Origin of the sequence: Noviluteimonas lactosilytica, from assembly GCF_020866925.1 — a bacterium.
GTDB lineage: Bacteria > Pseudomonadota > Gammaproteobacteria > Xanthomonadales > Xanthomonadaceae > Noviluteimonas > Noviluteimonas lactosilytica.
In genome coordinates, this window is sequence record NZ_JAJGAK010000001.1 from 1,435,537 (window position 1) to 1,456,970 (window position 21,434).

The 21,434-nt window shown below is 66.0% G+C and carries 24 protein-coding genes; 10 read left to right on the forward strand and 14 right to left on the reverse strand.

The features are described 5' to 3' along the window. Positions 1-28 precede the first annotated feature (28 nt). The 3 genes from LK996_RS06910 to LK996_RS06920 all read right to left on the reverse strand — a co-directional run bounded on the left by LK996_RS06910 (position 29) and on the right by LK996_RS06920 (position 3,715). Positions 29-217, reverse strand: coding sequence for a CPXCG motif-containing cysteine-rich protein (locus tag LK996_RS06910; RefSeq protein ID WP_230526387.1), 189 nt, complete (start codon positions 215-217; stop codon positions 29-31). 3 nt (positions 218-220) lie between these two features. After that, on the reverse strand, positions 221-730 hold the full coding sequence (locus LK996_RS06915) for a DUF1993 domain-containing protein (protein WP_230526388.1): 510 nt from the start codon (positions 728-730) through the stop codon (positions 221-223). Positions 731-814: 84 nt separating this feature from the next. Beyond that, the gene (locus LK996_RS06920; protein ID WP_230526389.1) at positions 815-3,715 is read right to left on the reverse strand and encodes an EAL domain-containing protein; all 2,901 of its coding nucleotides are present in this window, start codon (positions 3,713-3,715) and stop codon (positions 815-817) included. 189 nt (positions 3,716-3,904) lie between these two features. On the opposite strand from LK996_RS06920, the gene LK996_RS06925 reads away from it, so the two are divergent. The 3 genes from LK996_RS06925 (at position 3,905) to LK996_RS06935 (ending at position 4,994) form a co-directional block, all read left to right on the forward strand. Beyond that, positions 3,905-4,228: a hypothetical protein gene (locus tag LK996_RS06925; RefSeq protein ID WP_230526390.1), complete on the forward strand. Its 324-nt coding sequence runs from the start codon at positions 3,905-3,907 to the stop codon at positions 4,226-4,228. A 114-nt stretch (positions 4,229-4,342) separates the two neighbouring features. Continuing rightward, positions 4,343-4,780 (forward strand): hypothetical protein, encoded by a 438-nt coding sequence (locus LK996_RS06930; RefSeq protein WP_230526391.1) that lies wholly within the window; start codon positions 4,343-4,345, stop codon positions 4,778-4,780. A gap of 4 nt (positions 4,781-4,784) precedes the next feature. Further along, positions 4,785-4,994, forward strand: a complete 210-nt coding sequence (locus LK996_RS06935; protein ID WP_230526392.1) for a hypothetical protein — start codon at positions 4,785-4,787, stop codon at positions 4,992-4,994. A 47-nt stretch (positions 4,995-5,041) separates the two neighbouring features. Here the strand turns inward: LK996_RS06935 and LK996_RS06940 are convergent, their stop codons facing one another. The 4 genes from LK996_RS06940 to LK996_RS06955 all read right to left on the reverse strand — a co-directional run bounded on the left by LK996_RS06940 (position 5,042) and on the right by LK996_RS06955 (position 9,382). Then, positions 5,042-7,381: a PAS domain S-box protein gene (locus LK996_RS06940; protein WP_230526393.1), complete on the reverse strand. Its 2,340-nt coding sequence runs from the start codon at positions 7,379-7,381 to the stop codon at positions 5,042-5,044. Continuing rightward, on the reverse strand, positions 7,378-7,713 hold the full coding sequence (locus LK996_RS06945) for a thioredoxin family protein (RefSeq protein ID WP_230526394.1): 336 nt from the start codon (positions 7,711-7,713) through the stop codon (positions 7,378-7,380). The genes LK996_RS06940 and LK996_RS06945 overlap by 4 nt, the downstream gene beginning before the upstream one ends. Before the next feature lie 69 nt (positions 7,714-7,782). Continuing rightward, on the reverse strand, positions 7,783-8,553 hold the full coding sequence (locus LK996_RS06950; RefSeq protein ID WP_230526395.1) for a lytic transglycosylase domain-containing protein: 771 nt from the start codon (positions 8,551-8,553) through the stop codon (positions 7,783-7,785). Positions 8,554-8,611: 58 nt separating this feature from the next. After that, on the reverse strand, positions 8,612-9,382 hold the full coding sequence (locus tag LK996_RS06955) for a lytic transglycosylase domain-containing protein (RefSeq protein ID WP_425493710.1): 771 nt from the start codon (positions 9,380-9,382) through the stop codon (positions 8,612-8,614). A gap of 30 nt (positions 9,383-9,412) precedes the next feature. Between LK996_RS06955 and LK996_RS06960 the strand changes: the two genes are divergently transcribed. Next, entirely contained in the window at positions 9,413-9,931 is a 519-nt protein-coding gene (locus LK996_RS06960; protein ID WP_230526396.1) for a hypothetical protein, read from the forward strand. Here LK996_RS06960 and LK996_RS06965 read toward each other — a convergent pair whose 3' ends face one another. Genes LK996_RS06965 through LK996_RS06975 form a run of 3 tightly spaced genes read right to left on the reverse strand, consistent with a single transcriptional unit; the run spans position 9,932 to position 12,150 of the window. Then, positions 9,932-10,453, reverse strand: coding sequence for a nuclear transport factor 2 family protein (locus LK996_RS06965; RefSeq protein ID WP_230526397.1), 522 nt, complete (start codon positions 10,451-10,453; stop codon positions 9,932-9,934). It abuts the gene before it with no gap. A 32-nt stretch (positions 10,454-10,485) separates the two neighbouring features. Next, the gene (locus LK996_RS06970; RefSeq protein WP_230526398.1) at positions 10,486-11,091 is read right to left on the reverse strand and encodes a DUF1294 domain-containing protein; all 606 of its coding nucleotides are present in this window, start codon (positions 11,089-11,091) and stop codon (positions 10,486-10,488) included. 3 nt (positions 11,092-11,094) lie between these two features. Further along, positions 11,095-12,150 (reverse strand): hypothetical protein, encoded by a 1,056-nt coding sequence (locus tag LK996_RS06975; RefSeq protein ID WP_230526399.1) that lies wholly within the window; start codon positions 12,148-12,150, stop codon positions 11,095-11,097. 112 nt (positions 12,151-12,262) lie between these two features. Here LK996_RS06975 and LK996_RS06980 point away from each other — a divergent pair, with 112 nt between their 5' ends. From LK996_RS06980 to LK996_RS07005, 6 genes are all read left to right on the forward strand, one after another. Next, the gene (locus LK996_RS06980) at positions 12,263-12,622 is read left to right on the forward strand and encodes a hypothetical protein (protein ID WP_230526400.1); all 360 of its coding nucleotides are present in this window, start codon (positions 12,263-12,265) and stop codon (positions 12,620-12,622) included. Positions 12,623-12,635: 13 nt separating this feature from the next. Next, positions 12,636-13,346, forward strand: coding sequence for a CPBP family intramembrane glutamic endopeptidase (locus tag LK996_RS06985; RefSeq protein ID WP_230526401.1), 711 nt, complete (start codon positions 12,636-12,638; stop codon positions 13,344-13,346). Next, a complete protein-coding gene (locus LK996_RS06990; protein WP_230526402.1) occupies positions 13,343-13,699 on the forward strand; it encodes a hypothetical protein in 357 nt (118 codons plus the stop codon). The genes LK996_RS06985 and LK996_RS06990 overlap by 4 nt, the downstream gene beginning before the upstream one ends. Then, entirely contained in the window at positions 13,696-14,241 is a 546-nt protein-coding gene (locus LK996_RS06995; protein WP_230526403.1) for a peroxiredoxin, read from the forward strand. Before LK996_RS06990 ends, LK996_RS06995 begins: the two co-directional genes overlap by 4 nt. Positions 14,242-14,387: 146 nt before the next feature. Next, a complete protein-coding gene (gene dinD / locus LK996_RS07000) occupies positions 14,388-15,227 on the forward strand; it encodes a DNA damage-inducible protein D (RefSeq protein ID WP_230526404.1) in 840 nt (279 codons plus the stop codon). Positions 15,228-15,259: 32 nt separating this feature from the next. After that, entirely contained in the window at positions 15,260-16,288 is a 1,029-nt protein-coding gene (locus LK996_RS07005; protein ID WP_230526405.1) for a proline iminopeptidase-family hydrolase, read from the forward strand. Positions 16,289-16,292: 4 nt separating this feature from the next. On the opposite strand, the gene LK996_RS07010 is transcribed toward LK996_RS07005, so the two are convergent. The 4 genes from LK996_RS07010 to LK996_RS07025 all read right to left on the reverse strand — a co-directional run bounded on the left by LK996_RS07010 (position 16,293) and on the right by LK996_RS07025 (position 21,297). Further along, positions 16,293-16,718, reverse strand: a complete 426-nt coding sequence (locus LK996_RS07010; RefSeq protein ID WP_230526406.1) for a DUF1801 domain-containing protein — start codon at positions 16,716-16,718, stop codon at positions 16,293-16,295. 48 nt (positions 16,719-16,766) lie between these two features. Beyond that, positions 16,767-19,820 (reverse strand): tyrosinase family protein, encoded by a 3,054-nt coding sequence (locus tag LK996_RS07015; RefSeq protein WP_230526407.1) that lies wholly within the window; start codon positions 19,818-19,820, stop codon positions 16,767-16,769. 225 nt (positions 19,821-20,045) lie between these two features. Then, the gene (locus LK996_RS07020; RefSeq protein ID WP_230526408.1) at positions 20,046-20,297 is read right to left on the reverse strand and encodes a hypothetical protein; all 252 of its coding nucleotides are present in this window, start codon (positions 20,295-20,297) and stop codon (positions 20,046-20,048) included. A 151-nt stretch (positions 20,298-20,448) separates the two neighbouring features. Next, the gene (locus tag LK996_RS07025) at positions 20,449-21,297 is read right to left on the reverse strand and encodes a hypothetical protein (protein ID WP_230526409.1); all 849 of its coding nucleotides are present in this window, start codon (positions 21,295-21,297) and stop codon (positions 20,449-20,451) included. Positions 21,298-21,434: the final 137 nt, after the last annotated feature.

The following is a 21,434-nucleotide window of genomic DNA, read 5'->3' on the forward strand; positions in this document are numbered from 1 at the left end:
CGCCGGGTGCGAAGACCGCATCAAGGCCTCAGGCGTCGTTTTCCGTCGTTGCGCGCACCGTGAGATCGCCGTCGGCATCGATGCCGACGTCGATCACGATGGGGCGGCAGCACACCTGGCAGTCCTCGATGTAGCGCTGCTCGCCCGCGGAGTCGTCGACGAACACGGTGATGGACTCACCGCAGTAGGGACACTGGATGTCGACACCCGGCAACATGGCTCAGCGTCCCGCGCCGCCGAGGAAATCGCGCTTGCCCAGCGGAACGCCGGCGTCGCGCAGGATCGCGTAGGCCGTCGTCACGTGGAAGAAGAAACTCGGCACCGCGAACGTGGTGACGTAGTTCTGCCCGTCGAAGTTGAGCTCGGCCGCGCGCGTCTTCACCTGCACCGGGCGCGTTTCGCTGCCTTCGAACTGCGCCGCGTCGAACGATTCGACATACGCGATGCAACGATCGATGCGCGCGTACAACTGCGCGAACGTCGTCTCCTCGTCGGGGAACGGCATCGGCTCGGTTGCCGTCAGTCGCGCGCATGCGTTCTTCGCGTGGTCGGTGGCGATCTGCACCTGGCGCACGAGCGGGAACATGTCGGGGATCAGCCGGGTCTGCAGCAGCACGTCCGGCGCGATCTGCTTTTCTTCCGCGTAACGCTCGCCGGTTTCCAGCACGTGGCGCAGGTTGCGCAGCGCGCGCGCGAAGACGGGCACGGTGAAGGCATGCATCGGGGTCATCGGGGGCTCCAGCGGACCGTCGTGGTCCGGAGGTGGGTCAGGGTACGCCGATGCCGCGAAACCACCAGTCGGTATTGCCGGGCTTCACTGTCCCAGCCAATGGCCGAGCGGCGCGGGCCGCGCGAAGTGGTAGCCCTGGCCGTACGGGCAACCCATCAGTCGCAACACGTTCCACTGCGCGTCGTTCTCCACGCCTTCAGCCACGATCTCCGTACCGAGCGCATGACCCAGCGCGAGGATCGCTTCGATGACCGCCGAACTGCGCGGAGCGATGCCGCTGGCGAACGGCGCGACGAAGCTCTGGTCGATCTTGATCATCTTCAACGGGTAGCGATGCACGTGGCCGAGCGACGAGTAGCCCGTGCCGAAATCGTCGAGCGCCGCTTCCACCCCGCGCTCGCGCAGGCGCTCGAGCATCGCCACGACGTTCTCCGGATCGCCGAGCAGCGTGCCTTCGGTGACTTCCAGGCGCAGCGCGCGCGGATCGAAGCCGATTTCGTCGACGAGTTCGAGCAGGCGCTGGTCGAAATCGTTCTGCGAGAACAGGCGCGGCGACACGTTGAGCGTGAGGAACCGCTCCTCGCCCATCAATGCACGGCCGGACTCGAGCGCGAGCCGGAACATGCGCCAGTCGATCGGCCCGATCAGCCCGCTGTCCTCGGCGACCTTGAGGAACGCCGCCGGCGACAACACGCCACGTTCGGGATGTCGCCACCGCAGCAGCGCTTCGTAGCCGACCACGCCGGCGTCGTCGAGGCGCACGATCGGCTGGAACCACGGCTCGAACTCGTCGCGCACCAGCGCATCGCGCAGCGCCTGCTCGAGATCCAGCACGCCCATCGCGGTCTCGTGCATCGCATCGTCGAACATCACGAAGCGATTGCGTCCGTTGTCCTTCGCGCGATACAGCGCGACGTCGGCGTCGTGGAGGATGCGATCGACCGATTCGCAGCCGTTCCCGGCGATCGCGATGCCGATGCTGCACGAGAGCCGGATTTCGCGACCGGCGACATGCAGGGCAGGCTGCAACGCACGCAGCACGCGCTGCGCGACCTTGCTCGCGGTCTCGGGCTTCTGCACGTGTTCCAGCAGCATGACGAACTCGTCGCCGGCGATGCGCGCGACCACGTCGGGCTCGCGCACGCACGCGGCCAGGCGTTTGGCCACCTGTTGCAGGATCGCATCGCCCGCGCTGTGGCCGAGGCTGTCGTTGACCACCTTGAAGCGGTCGACGTCGATGTACAGCAATCCGAAACCGCAGGCCTCGTCGCGGCGCAGGCCGGCGAGCGCGCGCTCGACGCGGTCGCGCAGGTAGACGCGGTTCGGCAGGCCGGTCAGTGCATCGTGCATCACCTGGTGCTGCAGCTGCGCTTCGACCTGTTCGCGCACGACGATCTGGTCGCGCAGCTCGAGCGTGCGCGCTTCGACGCGGTGTTCGAGCTCGGCGTTCGCCTTGCGCAGCAGTTCCGCCGCGCGACGGCGCTGCAGCGAGCTTCCGATCTGGTAGGAGACGAAGGTGAGCAATTCGGCGTCGCGTTCGGTGAACGCGTCCTCGCGCTCGTAGCTCTGGACCGCGACGACGCCGATCGCGCCTTCGGTGCTGAGCAGCGGTGCGCCGAGCCACACGCAGGTCGGCGTGCCCATGACGTCCGGATGCACTTCGCCCGATGCGACCATCTTCGCGACGGCCGAGCGCGGCATCAGCTGCGGACGCTGCGTGCGCAGGACGAGTTCGGTCAGACCGCGGCCGTAGGAGCGCGCCGCCCAGTCGTGTTCGTGTTCGTCGGCCGCATAGGGAAAGGAGACGGTCGCGCCGTCATCGGAGAGCAGCGCGATGTAGAAGTTCTTCGCGTCGATGAGTTCGCCGACGACCGCGTGCACGTGCCGATAGAAGTTGCCGCTGGTTTCGTCCAGGCTCGCCAGCGCGGCGAGGCGGTACAGCGCGGCCTGCAGGCGTTCGCCGCGTTCGCGTTCGGCGACTTCGCGGCGCAGCTCGCTGTTGGCGACCTGCAACTGCTGCGTCCGCTCGACGACATGGCGTTCGAGTTCGTGGCGCCCGCGCTTGCGTTCCAGCGCGGTGAGGATGTGCTCGGCGACGAACGCGAGCAGCGACATCTCGGCGGTCGTGTAGCACCGCTCGCCCGTGTAGCTCTGCACCACGACGACGCCATAGACCTCGCCGTCGCGCAGCATCGGCACGCCGAGCCAATCGCTGCTGTCCGCGCCGTGCAGGCGCAACGCGCCGGAGACCTGCTCGCGCAGCTCGTCGGTGTCGCCCATCAGCGGGCGCTTGTCGCGGGTGAGGTACCAGGTCAGGCCGCGCTCGATGCTCGCGAGCGGCAGCACCTGGTCCGGCGAGATCATCGTGTTGTCGACGACGTCGGAGAAGTAGAGGAACCGCAACGCATCGCGCTCGCGATCGTACAGCGCGATGTAGAAGTTCTCCGCGTACATCAGGTCGGCGACGATGCGGTGCAGACCGCGCAGCATGTCGGGCATCTCGAGGTCGGAGCCGGCCATGTCGGCGATGGCGTACAGCGAACGCTGCAGCTTCTCCGCTTGCTCCAGTCGCGCGACGCGTTCGCGCGCGCGGCGCAGGTCGAGCAGGTCGCCCAGGCGCGCGATCACCGCCGGATCCGGCGAGAGGCACGCATGCGGGGTGTTGAGCACGGCCACGGCGCCTTCGCCGTCGTCGTACAGCACGCGAGGGCTCGCGTCGTCGTTCTCGCCCGCGCGCACGCGGTTCACCGCGTCGATCGCGTCGGCGACGCACTTCGCGTCGGCGCAGGCGTCGGGGAAGGCTTCGATGTCGCGCGGCCAATGCGTCGACCACAGCACGCACGCGCAATGCGTATCGAGGAGCGGGTCGTGTTCGAACCACGCCGCGACGACCTCGGCCGGCGTGCGCGCACGCATCAACGCCGCGGGCAGCGATTGCTGCGCCGCGGCATCGAGTGCCAGCGAGCGGCCAAACTGAACGGTCACCGAATCCCCCTCCCCTCAGCGCACATAGCCTAGAGACGGCCCGGGCTGCGATTCTGTGAGCTACGTCACCAAGCAGATGCAACGCATATCGCATCGGATGAACCCTTCAGGGGGTTCGGGGGGTATTTCGTTCACGCCCCTTGCACCTTCCGCAATGGAGCGTGCCGATCGAAGCCAAGGGGAGCTTTGATGCACGAGCCAATGAAGGCCACGCTGCCGCCCGATCTCGGGTCGGTCCTGGAAGCCGAACTCGACGCACTCGATCGCGAGATGCCGCGCATGCAGGCCACTGCGGGCAACGTCTTTGCGCTTGCCACCGCGTGGGCCGAACGCCACGCGGCCATCCTCGCGCGCACGCCGCCTTCGATGCGTGTCTCGATGGAAGCACGGCTTCAACGCATCGGTATCCGTTGGGGCGTGGTGCATGGCGCGCGCATGACGACGCAGTTTCCTGCACTCGGCTTGCCGCCGAAGCGCATCGTGCTGTCGAGCGATGCATCGCCCAGCGATTGATTCACGCGCCTGAACTTCGTTAGCGGCGCTTTCACCGGCCGCACGAGTTGCGATAACGCGTTGCTGCGTAACTTCGTGCAACGGCCATGTCGGCCGCACGGAGAGAGAGACAGCATGGCCAACCAACAGAACCAGGACCAGAACCGCCAGCAGAACACGCAGGGAAGCCAGCAGGGTTCGCAGCAGAATGTTTCCCAAGGTTCGCAACAGCAGGGTTCGCAACAACAGTACTGGCGCCAGCAGTTCCAGAGCGAGCCGTACTACCAGCAGGGCCGCCAGTTCGAGGATTACCAGCAGGCCTACCAGACCGGTGAACAGGGCCGTCAACAGTACGGCAGCGGCGGGCAGAGCTTCAGCCAGGCCGAATCGAACCTGCGCGGCGATTACGAGAACGCCACGCGCAGCAACAGCAACGCGTTGAAGTGGCAGGAAGGCGCAGGCCAGGCGTGTCAGGCTGCGTGGGATCGCGCGGGCTCGCAGGGTCAGTCGCAGGATCGCGACATGCAGCAGCAAGGCAAGATCCACGGCGAATCCACCGGTCGCACGAGCTGACGCCATGGGCACCAACGACCACGCACGCGAACGCGTGAAGCACGATCGCACGTCGCCCCCTTCGGGCCGCGACAGCAGTGCCGATCACGAGCATTCGCTGCAAGCCGGCAAGGACGGTGCGACCCAGCGCAAGTCGACGCACGAGAAAGAAGCAAAGACGCGCGACGAAGGCCGCGACGACCGCCGCAGCGGCAGCGACAGCAATCGCCACTGATTCGTGGCGGACAGGACCGACCGCCGGCAAGTCCGGCGGTCGGCGCATCACGCCCTGCGTTTCATCCGCAGCAGCGAATCCACGAGCGACAACAGTGGGATCGGATCCACCGGTTTCACCAGGTGCGCGTCGAAGCCCGCTTCGGCGCTGCGCTTTCGATCTTCGACCTGGCCCCATCCGGTGATCGCGACGACCACCAGCGCGTCGCCGCTCTCGTTCGCGCGCAGCCGGCGGCACACCTCGTAGCCGTCGACGCCCGGCATGCCGAGGTCGAGTAGTACCGCGTCCGGCGCGAACGCCACCTGCCATGTCAGCGCAGACGCCGCGTCGTAGGCGGTGCGCACCGTGTGCCCCTGCATGCGCATGAACAACGCGAGCGAATCGGTGTGCTCGCGATTGTCGTCGACCAGCAGCAGGCGCAGGCGCGTGCCGGGCGCCATCGGTTCGTCCGCGCGCGGCGGCATCGGGACGACGTCTTCCTGCCCGATCTTCAATCGCACTTCGAACTCGCTGCCCTGCCCGAGGCCCGCACTGCGTGCGATCACCACGCCGCCATGCATCTCGACGAGGCTGCGCACCAGCGTCAGGCCGATGCCCAATCCGCCGCCCGCGCGTCCCAGCGAGTGCTCGGCCTGGTGGAACAGGTCGAACACACGTTCGATCTGGTCGGTCGCCATGCCCAGTCCGTTGTCCTGCACGAGCATCACGACTTCCTCGCCTTCGCGACGCGCGCTCAGCGCGATGCGCCCGCCCGGTTCGGTGTACTTCGCCGCGTTGTTGAGCAGGTTCGACAACACCTGCGCGAGGCGCACGGGATCGGCCTGCAGCAACAACGGTTCGGCCGGCAGCGACACGACGAGCGCATGGTGGGCCGCGTCGAGCAGTGGCCGGCTCGTTTCGATCGCGCGCTCCACGACGTCGGCGAGCGCGACCGACTGGATGTGCAGCGGCACCATGCCGCGCGTGATGCGCGAGACTTCCAGCAGGTCGTCCACCAGGCGCACGAGTTGGCCGACCTGCCGGTCCATCACCGCATGCAGGCGTTCGGTGTCGACCTGCGCACCCGCTTCGCCGCTGTCGACGAGGTGCAGGATGTGCAGGCAGTTGCGCAACGGCGCGAGCGGGTTGCGCAGTTCGTGCGCGAGCGTGGCGAGGAACTCGTCCTTGCGCCGGTCCATCTCGCGCAAGGCGGTCTCGGCGACCTTGAGGTCGTGGATGTCGGTCGTCGAACCGTACCAGCCGATGAGATGGCCTTCCGCATCGTGCGCGGGATTGGCACGCACGATGAACCATCGGTACTCGCCGTCGTGGCGACGCAGGCGCAGTTCGGTTTCGAAGCGATCGCCCTGCAACGCCTCGCGCCACGCTTCGGCGGTGGGCTCGCGATCGTCGGGATGGATCGCGCGGTTACGTTGGTCGCGGCTCACCGCCTCGGATTGCCCCGTGTATTCGGTCCAGCGTTCGCTCAGCCAGGTCGTGTCGCCGTTGGCGGTGGCGCTCCACAACATCGACGGCGTCGCGTTGGCCAGGCAACGGAAGCGTTCCTCGCTGTCGCGCAATGCCTGCTCGGTGCGCAGGCGCGCCGACACATCTTCGAACAATACCGCGACGCGGCGACTGCCCGGCGTGCCGAACGGGAACGCATGCACCTCGTACCATCGCCCGAGCGCCGCAGCCGGCAGCAAGGTTTGCGCGGGCTGGTGCGTGCGCACGATGTCGCCATAGAAACGGTACCAGTGCGATTCGTGCGAAGGCGCGAGTTCGCGCATGGACTTTCCAACCACGTCGACCAGGCCCGTGTAGCGTTCGAACGCGTGGTTGGTTTCGAGGAACAGATAGTCGACGGGCTCTCCACCCTCGAAGATGACTTCGATCACGCAGAAGCCCTGGTCGATCGCTTCGAACAGGACGCGGTAGCCGTCGTCGGCGACCCTGTCGGAAGGCGCGACGTTGTCGTCGTTCGCGGGCAACGCGGGGACTTCCCCTTCGTCGAGCGCGAACAGCGTGACCGTGTAGGCGCGCAGGATCCCGGTGAAATCGCGCACGTCGTTGAACCGGCACAGCACTGCGGGCGCACCGCCCTTCGGTTGCGGGAAGCGCACCGCGATCACCATCGACGACCGCCCACCGTGCACGACCTGCAACGCATCGCGCACCTGCTGGCGTTGCGACAGCGCCACCAGCGTCGTGAAGTCGACACCACGCAACACATCGATCCCGCGCCCCAGCAGGCGCACCGCTGCCGCATTGATGTCGATCACGTGCCCGCCCGCATCGATGCGCACCAACCCGACATCGGCGCGATCGGCGATCTCGAGCCAGCGCGAAGACTGCGGCTGCGGCGCGGGGTCTTCGTGCGCTGGCGGCGAGGCCGGTTCGTCGATCATGGCCGTGCGCGGGGATCGATTTCGTCGAGCGCTTCGCCGATCTCGCCCATCGTGGAAGGCCGCACGAGGCGGGCGACTTCCTCGCCGTCGCGCAGGAACACCAGCGTCGGCCACAGCTTCACGCGGAACGAACGTCCAAGCGGCTTGCCGCGGCCGTCTTCGATCTTGAGGTGATGCACATCGGGGTGTTGCGCGAGCGCCGCTTCGATCGCGCCTTGGGCGCCGATGCAGAAGCCGCACCACGGCGCGCCGAATTCGATCACCGCAGGGCCCGGCCGCGCATCGACGGCCGCGCGTTCAGGCTCTTGCGATTCGTAGAGGCGCGAGTACATCGAGCTTCCATGCGGATGGATCGCCGCGCAGGTTAGTGCGACGCCGGTGATCGACGCGTGGGCGCGAGCTCAGCCTTTTCCGCTGCGTTTAGGTTGCAGTGCGGCGCGATAACTCGCGTAGAGCGTCTGCACCTTGTCGACGTAGTCCTCGGTCTCGGCATACGGCGGTACGCCGCCGTAGCGATCGACCGCACCGGTGCCTGCGTTGTAAGCCGCCGCGACGAGGACGAGATCGCCCTTGTAGCGTCGCATCAGGTCGCGGATGTGGCGCGCGGCGCCGTCGATGCATTGCGCCGACTGATACGGGTCGGCCACGCCGTACGCACGCGCGAGCGCCGGCATCAGCTGCATCACGCCCTGTGCACCCTTCGGCGACAGCGCGCGCGGATTGAAGTCGCTCTCGGCATGCGCGATCGCACGCAGCCAGGCGTCTTCGACGCCGGTCTTCTTCGCCGCCGCGCGGAACTGCACGGCGAACACGTCCAGCCGCGGCGCGCCGAGTTCGCCCAGGCCTTCGTGCGCCCACGAATCGCGCGGCGCGCGCACCTTCACGGGCTCGGCGACTTCCTTCCAGCCTTTGATGTTGCGCGTGCTGTAGACCTGCTTGCCGTCGATGCGCGTGGTGTAGAGATTGCCGCGCACCGGCCCCTGGTCGCCCCAGAAATTCTTCACCTTCGCCTTGCGGTCGTTGACGCGCTTGGGCTTGCACTTCGAACCGGGTTCGGGCGCGGTCGACAGGCTCAGGCGATTGTCGCGCAGGCATTCGTACACGGTGCGCGCCTGCGCACCCGCGAGCGGAAGCAGGCACAGGAGACCGGCGATGGCGAGGCGCGCGAACATCGGTCGCCATGAAACGCGCGTACTGTTCAGCGTCGCGTGAAGGCCGTGCGAAGCCCGGTCAGCGCCGCTTGGCCACCGTCTTCGCCATCGCGGTGCGGTAGCGCTCGTACAGCACCTGCACCTTCGCCACGTATTCGACGGTCTCCCGATATGGCGGGACACCCTTGTACTGCGCAACCGTCCCGATGCCCGCGTTGTACGCAGCGGCCACCAGGTCGAGGTCGCCCTTGTAGCGTCGCAGCAACTGCTTGAGATGGCGCGCACCGCCATCGATCGACTGCGCCGCGGAATACGGATCGGCCACCGCGTACTCGCGCGCGACTTCCGGCATCAACTGCATCACGCCCTGCGCGCCCTTCGACGACGTCGCCTTCGGATCGAACCCGCTTTCGGCATGCGCGAACGCACGCAGCATCGCGTCCTCCACGCCGGTCTTCTTCGCCGCGGCGCGGAACTCCTTGTTGAACCGGTTCAACTGCGGCGGACCGACGTGGCCGAGGCCGAGGTGCGCGGGCGATCCGGGCGGCGTCTGCACGGTAAATGCGAGCACCGGCACCGAACCCGGAAGCTTGCGCGTGCCGTACACGGTCTTGCCATCCTGCTGGCGTTCGTACAGCGTGCCCTTCACGACGCCGAGGTTGCCCCAGAGATTCGGCACCTTCGCCGCGTCGTCGTCGATGTGTTTCGCCACGCACTTCGAGCCGGGTTCAGGCGCGGTCGACAAACTGACGGTGCCGTCGCGCGTGCAGCGGTACACAGTGCGTGCGTGCACCGGCATCGCAACGATGGCGAGCACGAGGAGACATGGAATGGCGGCGACCGCACGCATGGGCGCGGAGCGTACTCCACGGAGGGTGGGATGATCGTGCACGGCCGATGGGTGGCGGTTTTGCTGGCACTGACGATGCTTGCGGCGTGCGCGCCGAAGCCGAAACCCATTCCGCCGCCCCCGCCCGTCGAAGTGCCCGCGTTGCCGCCGACCGTCACGCGTGGCGAGTTCCTGATCGAGGCCGACAAGAACGAGACCTGGAACGCGGTCGGCCAGATCATCGTCAACACACCCGGCGCCGAATACGAAGGCCGCGCGCAGATGCTGGACATGTACACGATCCGCTACCGCGGCGTGGAATTCCTGGTGCTGACGAAGTCGATGCCGATCTCCGACACCATCAAACGCACCACCACGCGCGTCACCGCGACGACGCCGGAAGGCAAGCCGATCGACACGATCGCGAGCGCGGAGTTGCTGGATTTGCTGGAGCGCAAGCTGCCGGCGGCGATCGAGGACGTGCAGGCGCGCTTCAAGGCCGAGGCCGAAGCCAAAAAGAAGGCCAGCGCCAAGTCGAAATCGAAGGCGAAGAAGAAAAAGAAGAAGTGATCACTTCGGCTGCGGTGCGAGCACGTGGTCGTAACTGATCACGCGCGCGAGCTTCCAGTCGTCGCCTTCGCGCTTCCACAGGTCGATGAACTTGCCGGTTTCTGTGAGTTGGTCCGGCTGGCCCGTCCGCAACGCGTAGAAACGATGCGTGCCCATCTGCATCGCGCCGTAGGCGCCGATCATGTGCACCGTCATCGAACCGGCCACCAGTTCGCGACGCGCACGGAAGTCGGTGCCCGCCTCCTGGCGCTTGCATCCGTCGGCGATGGCCTGCACGAACTGCGCACCGCTCGTCATCGACAGTCCATGCTTGTCGTGGAAGAACTCGAGGTCGTCGGCGACCAGCGTCTTCAACACGTCGACCTTGCACCCGAACGCCGCATCGAACAGCAGGCGGTCTTTCTCCGCGAGCGTTGCGACGATTTCCTGCGAAGCAGGCGCGGCGCCCGGCGTGAGATTGATCGGCGCGTCCTGCGCGAGGGCGGAGAACGGGAGGACTGCAGCGAGCAGGAGCTTGCGCATGGGGCGCGATCCTCGGGTCGGCGGCTGGTGACCTACTTTAGCCAATACCGCAGCAGCAGGACCGCGCCGAGGAGATTCAGGACCACCGTCGACCAAAACACTGTCTGGAAGGAGGCCTTGTTCGACTTGTGGCCCAACACGCCCTGCGCGAGCAACGCCCCCGGCCATCCGCCGAACAAGGCGACCGCATGCAGCGTGTCTTCCGGCGTGCGCCATTGGCCATCGCGCGCCGTGCGTTTGTCGCCCGCGTAAAGCGCGATGGCCACCACGCTCATGAACCCGTAGACGAACAGCATCACGACCGGCAGCTTGCCCGACCAACCCAGCCACGAGAACGCGGCGATGCTCGCCAGCGCCAAGACGATGCGTTGGGGTCGTCGGAGCCGTACCGGGTTGTCGCGATGCTGCGTCTTGACCGGCGCCACGGTTTGCCCGGCGAACCGGACGCGCGCTGCGTTGACGCGCCCCTTCTCGTCACGCTCCGCTTCATACGACAACAAGTCGCCGACCACCGGTCGACGTGACGCACGTTCGAACGCTTTCACGTGCACGAACGCACGATCGCCGCCGCCATTGGGCACGACGAAGCCATAGCCCTTGTCGTCGTTCCAATCGGTGAGGCGACCGGCGTAGCGCATGCGTCAGGCGTCGCCTTCGGCCTTTGCTTCGGCCTTGGCTTCGGCTTCCGTGCCTTCCTGCTCGTCGACCCACTCGTGCGCGTGATCGCCGTTGGTCAGGCGCATGCGGTTGCGTTCGACCTTGTCGCGACCCGCGACCTTCGTGGTGCGCGTGGTTTCGAACATCTCGATGACGCCGGTCGGACGATGCACGACGAACAGGCCTTCGTCCTTGACCTCGATCGACTTGATCACGTCGTCGAGCCCGTCCTTGTGTTCTTCGCCAACCAGCGTCGCGGCCATCGCGGCCAGCGCCTTGGCGCCCTTCACCGGGTCGATCGTCTGCTCGAACGCGACGAACAGATCGTCGGGGTCGTCTTCGGACACCGACAACGAGAACGTGAGCTTGGCGGGGAACGCCGGCCCGCCCATCGGGTTCGGCAACTCGGTCTCGACGCCGTAATCGGTGTCAGGCTCGATGTCGATGCCGACGAAACCGTTGTACCACTGCAGGTCGCGGCCGATCATCGCTTCGACGACGGCCGGTTGCGTCATGCGATCCAGGATGCCGTCGACCATCTCGGCGGCCTCTTGCCGATCGGACTCGTTCATGTCGCCTTGCTTCGCCAGGCCCTGCGAGGCGAGCGGGCGCATCGCCTCGCGCATGAACTTCGACAGCGCGTCGATGTTCTCGATGCGCGCGTAGTTGCCGTCCTTGTCGAGCGCGACGACGACCTCGAGGTCGCCGACCTTCGCGAACGTTTCGCGCGCGAGGCCTTCCATCGCCTTGTCGCCTTCGAGAACATCGAACTGCGGGTCGGCGCTGGTCCAGGTCTGCTGGAATCCGTCCGCCGTCGCCTGCGTGAGGCGCATCGTGTCGTTCGAGCGCGTGCGCTCGTGCTGGCGCTTGCCGTCACGGACTTCGACCTCGTTCGACTCGGTGGCGTACTTCAGCTCCATCCCCGCCTTCCACGGGATCACCCACTTGACGGTCGGCGCCGGCGCGGCCTCTTCGGCGAACGCAGGCAGGACGGGCAGCGCGCAGAGAAGCGCGACCGCGAGAGCGCGACGGTTGAGCATGGCTTGGGTCCCCTGACCTTCGGCGATTCGCCGAACGACGTGATTGTAGCGTTCACGCAAAGGCAACAGCCCCTGCCCGACATTCGCGCCACCTTCGCGCCCGGGGACCCCCATGTACAAGGTCATGCTGTGGATCGCGATCGGCATCGTGCTGGCCCTGGTCGCGGTGTTCCGCGTGCCCTCCTGGCCCACCGCGAACTCGACGGGAACGGCCGTGCATTGCCCCACCCTCACCGCGCCGATCACGCGCAACAATGCGCGACGCGAGCTCGATCGCCTGCGCCAGGCGCCCACCCTCGATGCACCCTGCATTTCCGAACTGGAGCAGATCGCCAGCGGCGAACGTCTCAGCGAAGCGCGTGGCGACTGGTGGCGGATGACCGGGCTGTGGCTGGTCATCGGGATCGGCGGACTGATCGTTTTGTACATGACGCGCGTCTTCAGGCGATTCGGCACGTGGTTCCGGCGATAGCTACACTCGTTCCATGCCGATCTGGATCGACCTGCTGTACGTCGCGTTCTTCGCGGCGGTCATGCCGCTGTACGGCTATCTCGTCTGGTGGCCGGGGTTCAAGCGTCGACAACGCATCTCGGCGGCGCAAGCGCGATGGAAGCTCTGGTCGGGCAGCAGCGTGGAGTATTGGCTGATCGTCGCGATCGGCGCGGCGATCTGGCTGTGGTTCGGCCGACCGTGGTCTGGCCTGAAGCTCACGATGCCCGGCGGCTGGGGCCTCGTGGTGGCCAGCGTGATCATCGCTGCCTACGCCGCCTATCAGCTGTATGCCATCTCGGCGCTGCGACGCGACGCGGACTTGCGCGCCACGCTGCGCGCCAACTTCTCCGGCGACGTCGCCGACGTCCTCCCGCGCACGCGCAACGAAACGTGGATGTTCACCGGCGCCTCGGTGAGCGCCGGCTTCTCCGAAGAGTTCTTCTTCCGCGGCTACTTCCCCTGGGCGCTCGCGCCGTGGCTCGGATGGTGGGGCGCGGCGGCGTTGTCGCTGGCGATCTTCGCCATCGGCCATATCTACCAGGGCATGAAAGGCGTGATCCAGACGGGCATCTTCGGCGCGATCTACACGTTGATCGTGTGGCTGACCGATTCGTTGTGGCCGGCGATCGTGTCGCATGTGCTGGTGGATGTGTTCGCTGGGGTAATGTCATGGATCGCATTGCGTGAAGAGGAGACCGCATGACCGCCATCGAAGATCGCTACGCAGGCCGGCCGTTCCTGCGCCTGCTGGAATGTCTCGCACTCGACGCCATCGATGAGCTCGATCCTGCGCAGCGCGCGGCGCTCGAGGAGATGGCGCCGAAGCTCGGTGCGTCGCTGGATTTCGAGGGAACGTGGCAGCAGATCGTCGCCGGGCAGATGCAGTGGGGCGACGGCATCGGCGACGCGATCCGCGAAGTGTGGGAGCGCAACAGCGCGATCGCGCGCGAGGAAGGGATCGAACTGACGCCCGACGAGTTCGCGATGTTGTTCGCGGACGCGAACACGGAGGACTATGCTGGCGGGCAACCGTCCAACGATGAGGCTCCCCCATGAAACGCCTCCTGCTTGCTGTCGCGCTCGGGCTGGGCATCGTCGCGGTTTCGTCGCACTCCGACGCCGCGCTGAAGGTCGACGCCAAGGCGCCTGATTTCACCGCGCCTGCCTGGCTCGCGGGCAAGCCCTTCACTTTCAAGCTGGCCGACGCGCTCGAGCAAGGGCCGGTGGTGGTGTACTTCTTCCCCGCCGCGCACACGCCCGGCTGCAACATGGAAGCGCACCTGTTCTCGGAAGCCATCGACAAGTTCAAGGCGCAGCACGCCACGGTGATCGGCGTCACCGCGGGCAACGTGGACGAGCTGGCGGATTTCTCGAAGGAAACCGAACACTGCGGCGGGAAGTTCGCGGTCGCCGCCGACACCGGCGCGAAGATTGCGAAGGAGTACGACGCGATCCTGGCGCAGAAGCCGGAGTGGTCGAATCGCACCTCCTACGTGATCGCACCGTCGGGCAAGATCGCGCACGTGTATTCGGACCTCAATCCGAACAAGCACGTGCAGGAGACGCTGGACGCAGTGACGGCGTTGGGGAAGAAGTAAGTCCGCTGCCTGCCCCGCATTTGCGGGTTTCGTCTCGCCACATCGTTGAATCTCCTGATCGAACGTCGAATCGCCGAGAGGTTCGACGTTCGCATCCTTCGTGCTCGATAGCGTCCATCCGGTCACCACACCGGATGGAGCGCGCAATGAAGAAGGAGCTGATCGCCAGCCTGCATCGCAACTTTGAAGAGGCGGTGCATGTCGAGGGCGACGTGGAGTATTGGCTGGCCCGGGAGCTGCAGTCTCTGCTGGGGTATTCGCAGTGGCGCAACTTCGAGCGCGCGCTGGACGACGCGCGGACGGCGTGCAAAGCAACTGGTGGATGCGTCGAGGACCATTTTGCTGACGCCAGCAAAATGGTCGACCTGGGGAGCGGCGCCGCGCGGCAAGTGCGTGATATCGCCCTGACGCGCTACGCCTGCTACCTGATCGCGCAGAACGGCGACCCACGCAAACCGGAGATTGCCTTCGCGATGAACTACTTCGCGGTGCAAACGCGCAAGCAGGAGATCGTCGAGAAGCGCATCGCGGAGTTCGAACGTGTGCAGGCGCGCAGCCAGTTGTCGCTGTCGCAGAAGGCACTGTCGAGTGCGCTGTTCGAGCGCGGCATCGATTCAACGGGCTTCGGTCGCATCCTCAGCAAAGGCGACCAGGCCTTGTTTGGCGGGTCGAATACGCAGGACATGAAGGATCGGCTGGGGGTGCCCGACAGCCGACCGCTCGCCGACTTCCTGCCCACCATCACCATCAAGGCGAAAGACTTCGCGAACGAAGTCACCCACATGCAGGTGAAACAGCAAGACCTGCGCGGCGAGCCCGACATCACCACGGAGCATGTCCGCAACAACGAAGACGTGCGGAGGATCCTCACCGATCGCAACATCCGGCCCGAGGCGTTGCCGCCCGGCGAGGACGTGCGTCGAGTCGAGCGACGCCTCAAGGCGGAGGAAAAGCAGCTGCCGCGCAGCGGGCGAGATCGGCGCTAGACTCCGCCGAACGCCCGCTTGCAGAGATCGCCATGCGTCGCTTCCTGTTCGCGTTGTCGCTCGGCCTGTTCGCCATGCCCGCCGCGATGGCGGCCGATCCACCCCCGCTCGCGCAGTACCACGCACGCGACGGCCGCGCCGATGCCTGGCAAGGCGGCGTCCGCATGATTCCGATCAAGACACCCGTTGGCGAGTTCAAGGTCTGGACCAAGCGCGTCGGCAACAACCCGCGCATCAAGGTTCTGTTGTTGCACGGCGGCCCGGGCGCCACGCATGAAGCGTTCGAGGCGTTCGACAGCTTCCTGCCCGCCGACGGCGTCGAGTACTACTACTACGACCAGCTCGGTTCGTACTACAGCGACCAGCCCGACGACCCGAAGCTGCTGACGACCGATCGCTTCGTCGAAGAAGTCGAACAGGTGCGCATCGCGCTCGGCCTCGACAAGGACAACTTCTACCTGCTCGGCCACTCGTGGGGCGGCATCCTCGCGATGGAGTACGCGCTCAAGCACCAGGACCACCTCAAGGGCCTGGTGATCTCGAACATGGTGTCGAGCATCCCCGCGTACAACAAATACGCGAGCGACGTGTTGATGCCCGAGCTCGATCCCGCCGCGCTCGCTGAACTCAAGCAGCTCGACGCCGCCAGGGACTACGCGAACCCGCGCTTCGAGGAACTCCTGATCCCGCACTACGAACACCACGTCCTGCGCCGCCCGATCTCCGAATGGCCCGAGCCCGTCGTGCGCAGCTTCATGAAGCACCTCAACAAGAAGGTGTACGTGCCGATGCAGGGCCCGAGCGAACTCGGCGCGAGCGGCATCCTCGCCGACTGGGACCGCACCGAGGATCTGTCGAAGATCACCGTGCCCACGCTCGTCATCGGCGCGCGCTACGACACGATGGATCCGAAGTACATGGAGATGATGAGCGAGAAGCTGCCGAAGGGCGACTACCTGTATCTGCCGAACGGGAGTCACTGCGCGTTCTACGACGACCAGGACGCCTACTTCGCGGGGTTGCTGAAGTTCCTGCATCGCGTGGACGACGACGCGAAGTGAGGTTCTACGCGTCGTGCGTGCTGCAGTATCGAGCCCGGGTTTCCTGCACCGATTCAACTACAAGCCGTTCGAGCACGCCGACATCGACATCGGCCAACCGCCGCACGGACAAGCAGGACTTGCCCATCTTGTGCTTGCCGAGTTTCGCGAGCAGCGCCGCCTGCCCCGGTAAATCGGGGACGAGGTAGATGGCCAGGTCCGGCTTGCGCGATGCGAAGCCCGCGACGCACGTCTCGCCGGCATGGCCGCTGTCGTATTTGTACGCGTAGCGATCGAACCCGACGATGCTCGTGCCCCACATTCGCGCGGGGTGACCGGTCGCACGCGACATCATCGCCACCAGCGTCCCGCAGTCGGCGCGGCGTTCGGCGTCGGGGAGCGCGGCGATGTACGCGTCGACGCTTGCGTCGGTCGGGACGGTCTTGGCCATGGCGTGGAGTCTAGTCCCGTCGAACGTCCCTGTTCTCCCGCGTCGACGTCAGTGATGTCCGTCCCCGTCGACGTGCGTGCTGGCAACGCCGACCTCGCCGCCGTCGTCGGTCGCTTCCGCGGTCACGATGCGGTGCTCGCCCGGCGGCAGTTCGACGGTCACTTCGAACGGCGCCTGCGTCGCGATGCCGGCCGATTCGAACGGCGCGTCGAATCGCGTGCCCTGCGCGACGAAGAACTCCACCTGTCGGATGCGACCATCGTCATCGATGGCCTCCGCCGACAGCACCGTCGTGCCGGGCGACGCGCCGGGGCGCGCTTGCATGCGCACCTTCGGCGGGAGGTTCTGCACGCCCACGACTTCGCGCTCCTCGATGGTCCTGCGACCCGCGTCGTCTTCGGCCACGGCGCGCAGGCGTTGCGCACCCTCGCGCGGTGTCCATTCGAACGCGGCGTTCGGGCCTTCCGCGCTGCCGACTTCCTGCCCATCGACGAAGAACGTCACCTTTCGCACGCGACCATCGGGATCGACGGCGTCGACGCCGAGCTTCGCGGGTTTCCCTGCGCGCACCAGGACTTCGTCCACGCCGATGCGCACGGTGGGCGCTTCCGCCGAGTCCGCGCGATTGGCGAGCAGCGCGGCGTCGAACACGAGGGCGGTGTCCTTGCCATCCGCCCCGCGCACTTCCGCTGCAATGACGTTCGTCCCGGCCCGCAGCAACTCCACCGGCAGCTTCACCGGGAAGAACGCGTTCTCGGCCGCGCCCGTCGCGCGGCGCTCGGTGCGATGCACTTCGCGGCCATTGAGGTAGACGACGGTGGGCGCATCGGCGCGTAGCCGCAGCGTCAGGTCGCGCAGGAAACGTGGATCCTGCACGTCGAACACCTTGCGAAAGTACGCGGCCTTCGCGCCCGGAACCACGCCCGACCGCGTTTCGAGATCGCTCCCGAAGCCGAACGGCGCCGGTGCTTCACGCCATTGCGCATCGTCGAAGCGCGGCGAATACCACTCGCCTTTCACGACGCCAGGTGCGACGCGCCATTGCCCGCGTTCCTTCACCAGGTGCAACGCCGACAGATCGAGCTGCGCCTGCACGCCGCCCACGTCCACACCTCCGTTCGGATCATTGCGCCGTTGCACCACGTCGAACTTCAACAACTCGCGCGTCGGCTTGTAGTCGGGTTTCAGTTCGAACACGACGAACAGCGGGAAGCGCTCGCCCGGTTTCAATTCGACGTCGGGCAACGTCGCTTCTCCATCGTGCAGCTGCAAGAAGATCGTGTCGCGCGGCACGAGGCTGGGCGAACCCTTTCCCTGCAAGCGACGTTCGAGATTCGAACGCTTGAAGCGTTGATGCTTCTGCCCGCGCGTCTCCATGCGTTTGAATATTTCCGCGGGCAAGCCGACGTGGATCGCCTGCACGTGGTCGCCGAGGCGGACCTGGCGATTGGCGGGTTCGCGCAACTGCAAGACCGTCGTCATCGACGCCTCCGTGTCGTTGGCGACCAGCATCGACATCATGGCCATCGCACCGCTGAAGTCGTCGACGATCTCGATGTTCTTCCACGCCAGGTTGTTGTTATTGCGCACGTTGGCGTTGACGTCGCTGGTTTCGGGCGTGGTGATGTCCTGTACGACGCGCGAGAGCAGGCAGAAGTGGCGCATGTCGCCCAGGCACGCGTAGTTGTTGGGATTCGGCGGATACCACGGGATTTCCAGCACGACCGCCTGCCCGGGCGCCAGCGCGGGAATGCGCAGCGGTGCGCTGTCGTAGATCGGCGGCGAGAGGATCGAACGGTCGAAGTTGGTCTTGCTGACGATGAAGCCGGTGCCCGACGTCCACGGATCCATCGCCGTGGCGCCCGAGCGCAGCAGGCCATCCCACGGATGCACCGGCGCGGTGATCGCCGGATCCGTGGAGGCGGTGCCGTAGGCCGTGGCGAGTTTGGTGCGCGCGGGATTCGCGCGTTGCCAGTTCGCCCACCGCTCGTCGACCTTGCCGTGGAGCAGGAAGAAGAACGGATCGCGCGTCGAAAGGTCGATCTCTCCGATGTCACCCACCCCGATTGTTGGCCCACCGCCCATGTAGACGTGCGCGTTGTCGTGGCTGGGGCGCTCGAGTTGGTCGCTGAAGTTCGTGGAAGCCGTCGTGCTGCGATACGCCGACCGCCCGACGATGGTCGCGTCGGTTTCCGTGCCGATGCTGGCGGTAGCGGGACTCAGTTGCCTGACCACCCCGACCGCGGGGGCAGACCACCCGATCGGCTGGAGCGCCGTCATCGTGGATCCCATCGACACGCCGGACGTTCCGCGGCCGGAGGCCCCCATAAATGTGGGCACGAAGAGATTGGAACCGGGATTGGTGCCGGTCGTGTTGGTCGGATCCTGCCGCCATTGCCAATACATCAGGCGCACACGCGGATCCGCTTCCTGCAGCAGGACCTCCAGGCGATTGATGAACTCGCGATGCCATGGCAGGAACGCCGGGTTCTTGTGCTCGGGCGTCAGCGCATGCACGTGTTGCTGCTTCGTCCAGTAGTTGTAGCTGGACAGCAACGCGAACGCCGGATCTGAACCGAGCTTCTTGAACGCGTTGATGTATTGCGTGCGCTCATCGTCTGTCGCGTTCGCGACGTTCTTGCGCGGCTTGGTGATCTCGGCGCCGAGCATGCGATCCACGCCACACACGGGGCCATAGTTGTTCGCCCAGCTCGCGGGCCATGACAGGCCCGTGGACGCCTTCGACCAATACAGCTGCAAGGTTTCGTTGCCGGTCGAAGCCGCATCGCCGCGGTTGCGAACGCGCACGTACACGTAGTTTGGAATGCCGTAACGCGGATCGCGATATTCCGGATTCTGGTGCGCCGCGGGCGTCCATGTCGGCGACGCCAGGGTGTAGGGGTCCGGCAGATACGCGGGATCGGGCGTCGTGCGAATCCAGATGTCCTCGGACAGCCACATCGGCGAGGGATCCGTGTTCGGCTCCACGCCGGTGTCGGCGGGCCGATCGGCGACGTACAGATCCGCCTGCGCCATCGCCACCGATGGCAGGCCGGACAACAACGCAATGGCAACGCACACCGGCAGGCAACGACGACGCATGGCACCCCTCCCTGGACGGCTGTTACCGGCGAAAACGCCACCGCCGGTGTGCGCGGGCCACGCGCGATGCGTCGACTTCGGTGAACAGGGGTATCGGCGTTACTCGCTGCGTTCGGCGTCAACGGCGCGCCGGATGGGAGGGAGACCGTTGGTGCACCGAACGCCGAGAGCGTTGGTATCGGGGAGAGGGGCGGTAGCGACGCGTGCGATCAGCGCGTCCCTGACTCACGCCATCGTGCGAATACCGTTCCACATGAAGTTGCCTATCGTGAAGAGGCCGATGAGCAGGGCGAAGATCGTGGCGATCATCCACTTCTTCATGTCCCCCAAGCCGCGATGCATTTCACTGATTCCACGATGCATTTCACTGATCCCACGATGGACGTCGGCTCGTACGCTCTCCATGTCCGCCTTCGTGCATAGCGTTGGCAACACGCTGTCCAGGCGTTGTTCCAACTTGGCAAGCCGCTCGATCATGTCGCTGTCCTCCGGTGTGATTTGGCCAGTAATGCGTGCCCAGCCCCTGAGCAGCTACCCACCGAAATGGGTAGCGCGACTCTAGCAAGGCGTCCTCGAGCCAATCTGCGACATTCGGCGGAAAGCGCCTTGATTCGTCATGCGTCAAGGCTCACTCGCCGCTTTGCGCCTTCTCGATTTTCGCCTCCACTTCCTTGGCGAAGGCCAGGACGCGTTCGGCCAGGTTCGCGATATCCGCGTCGGTGACGGTGACTGCGCTGCCGTCGATGCCCCGGCCCGAGCGATGCACGAGGTCGTATCGCTTCTTCACGTCTGCATCGAAACCGGTGTAGCCCAGCGTGACGCCCAGTCCGTGACTGAACATGGGAGCGACCTCGGTCGGCCGATGCCAAGCCATCGCCTGCATGTGCGCTTTAACCTCGGCACGCAACGCGTCGTAAAGCTCGAAGAGCTTCCCGAGCGAGATCTTGCGGTCCTTGAAACCGGGATGGCCGGCGACGAGGTTGCGAACGGTGTCCTCCGAATGATCGACCCAGTAGGACATCGTTTCGCGCAGGAATGTGTCGAGAGCCGACATCGCGCCCGCATAAGCCAACTGACGCGCGACGTTGCGAACAGCATCGTCGCCCTGGAGCGACAGAACGCCCTGCAACCTGCCGAGCGTCGCCTCGAGGCGCTGCATGGGCTCGGTGCGGGCGTCGACTTCGGCGTCGAAGAAGTCGTCGTAGTAGGTGAGTTCGGTCGGCGCCCACTGATAGATGCCGTCGCCTTCCACGACTTCGACGGCACGCTCGATCACGGCTTCCTCCACAAGCCCGCGGAACTGATCGCCGATCTGGTCTCCAGCCTCGTAGGGACCGCCGTGGACCCAGAGATAGCTGCCCTCCGAACTCGTGTAGGGCGCATCCTCCGCGGGATCGCAGAAGCGCGCACCGAACCATTGCACGAGCGCGGCAACCTGTTCGGTTCGGCTGGCCTTCTTGAGCCAGGCTTCGTTCACCGCGCAGGCGTGCTCGTCGGTGAAAGCTTCCGGTGGCAACTCCGGCAATTCGTCTTCCCAATCCATGCATGCGCCTCACCATTGTGATCGGGCGCGGACTTTACCCGAGTCGACACGTCAATCGGTCGCGCGCATTG

What these genes read in the sequence shown, in the direction of transcription:
- LK996_RS06935 (WP_230526392.1), top strand. Translation starts at nt 4,785, where the DNA reads ATGGGCACCAACGACCACGCACGCGAACGCGTGAAGCACGATCGCACG.
- LK996_RS06910 (WP_230526387.1), bottom strand. Translation starts at nt 217, where the DNA reads ATGTTGCCGGGTGTCGACATCCAGTGTCCCTACTGCGGTGAGTCCATC.
- LK996_RS06950 (WP_230526395.1), bottom strand. Translation starts at nt 8,553, where the DNA reads ATGTTCGCGCGCCTCGCCATCGCCGGTCTCCTGTGCCTGCTTCCGCTC.
- LK996_RS06965 (WP_230526397.1), bottom strand. Translation starts at nt 10,453, where the DNA reads ATGCGCAAGCTCCTGCTCGCTGCAGTCCTCCCGTTCTCCGCCCTCGCG.
- LK996_RS07020 (WP_230526408.1), bottom strand. Translation starts at nt 20,297, where the DNA reads ATGATCGAGCGGCTTGCCAAGTTGGAACAACGCCTGGACAGCGTGTTG.
- LK996_RS07005 (WP_230526405.1), top strand. Translation starts at nt 15,260, where the DNA reads ATGCGTCGCTTCCTGTTCGCGTTGTCGCTCGGCCTGTTCGCCATGCCC.
- LK996_RS06960 (WP_230526396.1), top strand. Translation starts at nt 9,413, where the DNA reads ATGATCGTGCACGGCCGATGGGTGGCGGTTTTGCTGGCACTGACGATG.
- LK996_RS06955 (WP_425493710.1), bottom strand. Translation starts at nt 9,382, where the DNA reads ATGCGTGCGGTCGCCGCCATTCCATGTCTCCTCGTGCTCGCCATCGTT.
- LK996_RS07010 (WP_230526406.1), bottom strand. Translation starts at nt 16,718, where the DNA reads ATGGCCAAGACCGTCCCGACCGACGCAAGCGTCGACGCGTACATCGCC.
- LK996_RS06975 (WP_230526399.1), bottom strand. Translation starts at nt 12,150, where the DNA reads ATGCTCAACCGTCGCGCTCTCGCGGTCGCGCTTCTCTGCGCGCTGCCC.
- LK996_RS06940 (WP_230526393.1), bottom strand. Translation starts at nt 7,381, where the DNA reads ATGATCGACGAACCGGCCTCGCCGCCAGCGCACGAAGACCCCGCGCCG.
- dinD (WP_230526404.1), top strand. Translation starts at nt 14,388, where the DNA reads ATGAAGAAGGAGCTGATCGCCAGCCTGCATCGCAACTTTGAAGAGGCG.
- LK996_RS06990 (WP_230526402.1), top strand. Translation starts at nt 13,343, where the DNA reads ATGACCGCCATCGAAGATCGCTACGCAGGCCGGCCGTTCCTGCGCCTG.
- LK996_RS06985 (WP_230526401.1), top strand. Translation starts at nt 12,636, where the DNA reads ATGCCGATCTGGATCGACCTGCTGTACGTCGCGTTCTTCGCGGCGGTC.
- LK996_RS06970 (WP_230526398.1), bottom strand. Translation starts at nt 11,091, where the DNA reads ATGCGCTACGCCGGTCGCCTCACCGATTGGAACGACGACAAGGGCTAT.
- LK996_RS07015 (WP_230526407.1), bottom strand. Translation starts at nt 19,820, where the DNA reads ATGCGTCGTCGTTGCCTGCCGGTGTGCGTTGCCATTGCGTTGTTGTCC.
- LK996_RS06980 (WP_230526400.1), top strand. Translation starts at nt 12,263, where the DNA reads ATGTACAAGGTCATGCTGTGGATCGCGATCGGCATCGTGCTGGCCCTG.
- LK996_RS06945 (WP_230526394.1), bottom strand. Translation starts at nt 7,713, where the DNA reads ATGTACTCGCGCCTCTACGAATCGCAAGAGCCTGAACGCGCGGCCGTC.
- LK996_RS06925 (WP_230526390.1), top strand. Translation starts at nt 3,905, where the DNA reads ATGCACGAGCCAATGAAGGCCACGCTGCCGCCCGATCTCGGGTCGGTC.
- LK996_RS06930 (WP_230526391.1), top strand. Translation starts at nt 4,343, where the DNA reads ATGGCCAACCAACAGAACCAGGACCAGAACCGCCAGCAGAACACGCAG.
- LK996_RS06915 (WP_230526388.1), bottom strand. Translation starts at nt 730, where the DNA reads ATGACCCCGATGCATGCCTTCACCGTGCCCGTCTTCGCGCGCGCGCTG.
- LK996_RS06995 (WP_230526403.1), top strand. Translation starts at nt 13,696, where the DNA reads ATGAAACGCCTCCTGCTTGCTGTCGCGCTCGGGCTGGGCATCGTCGCG.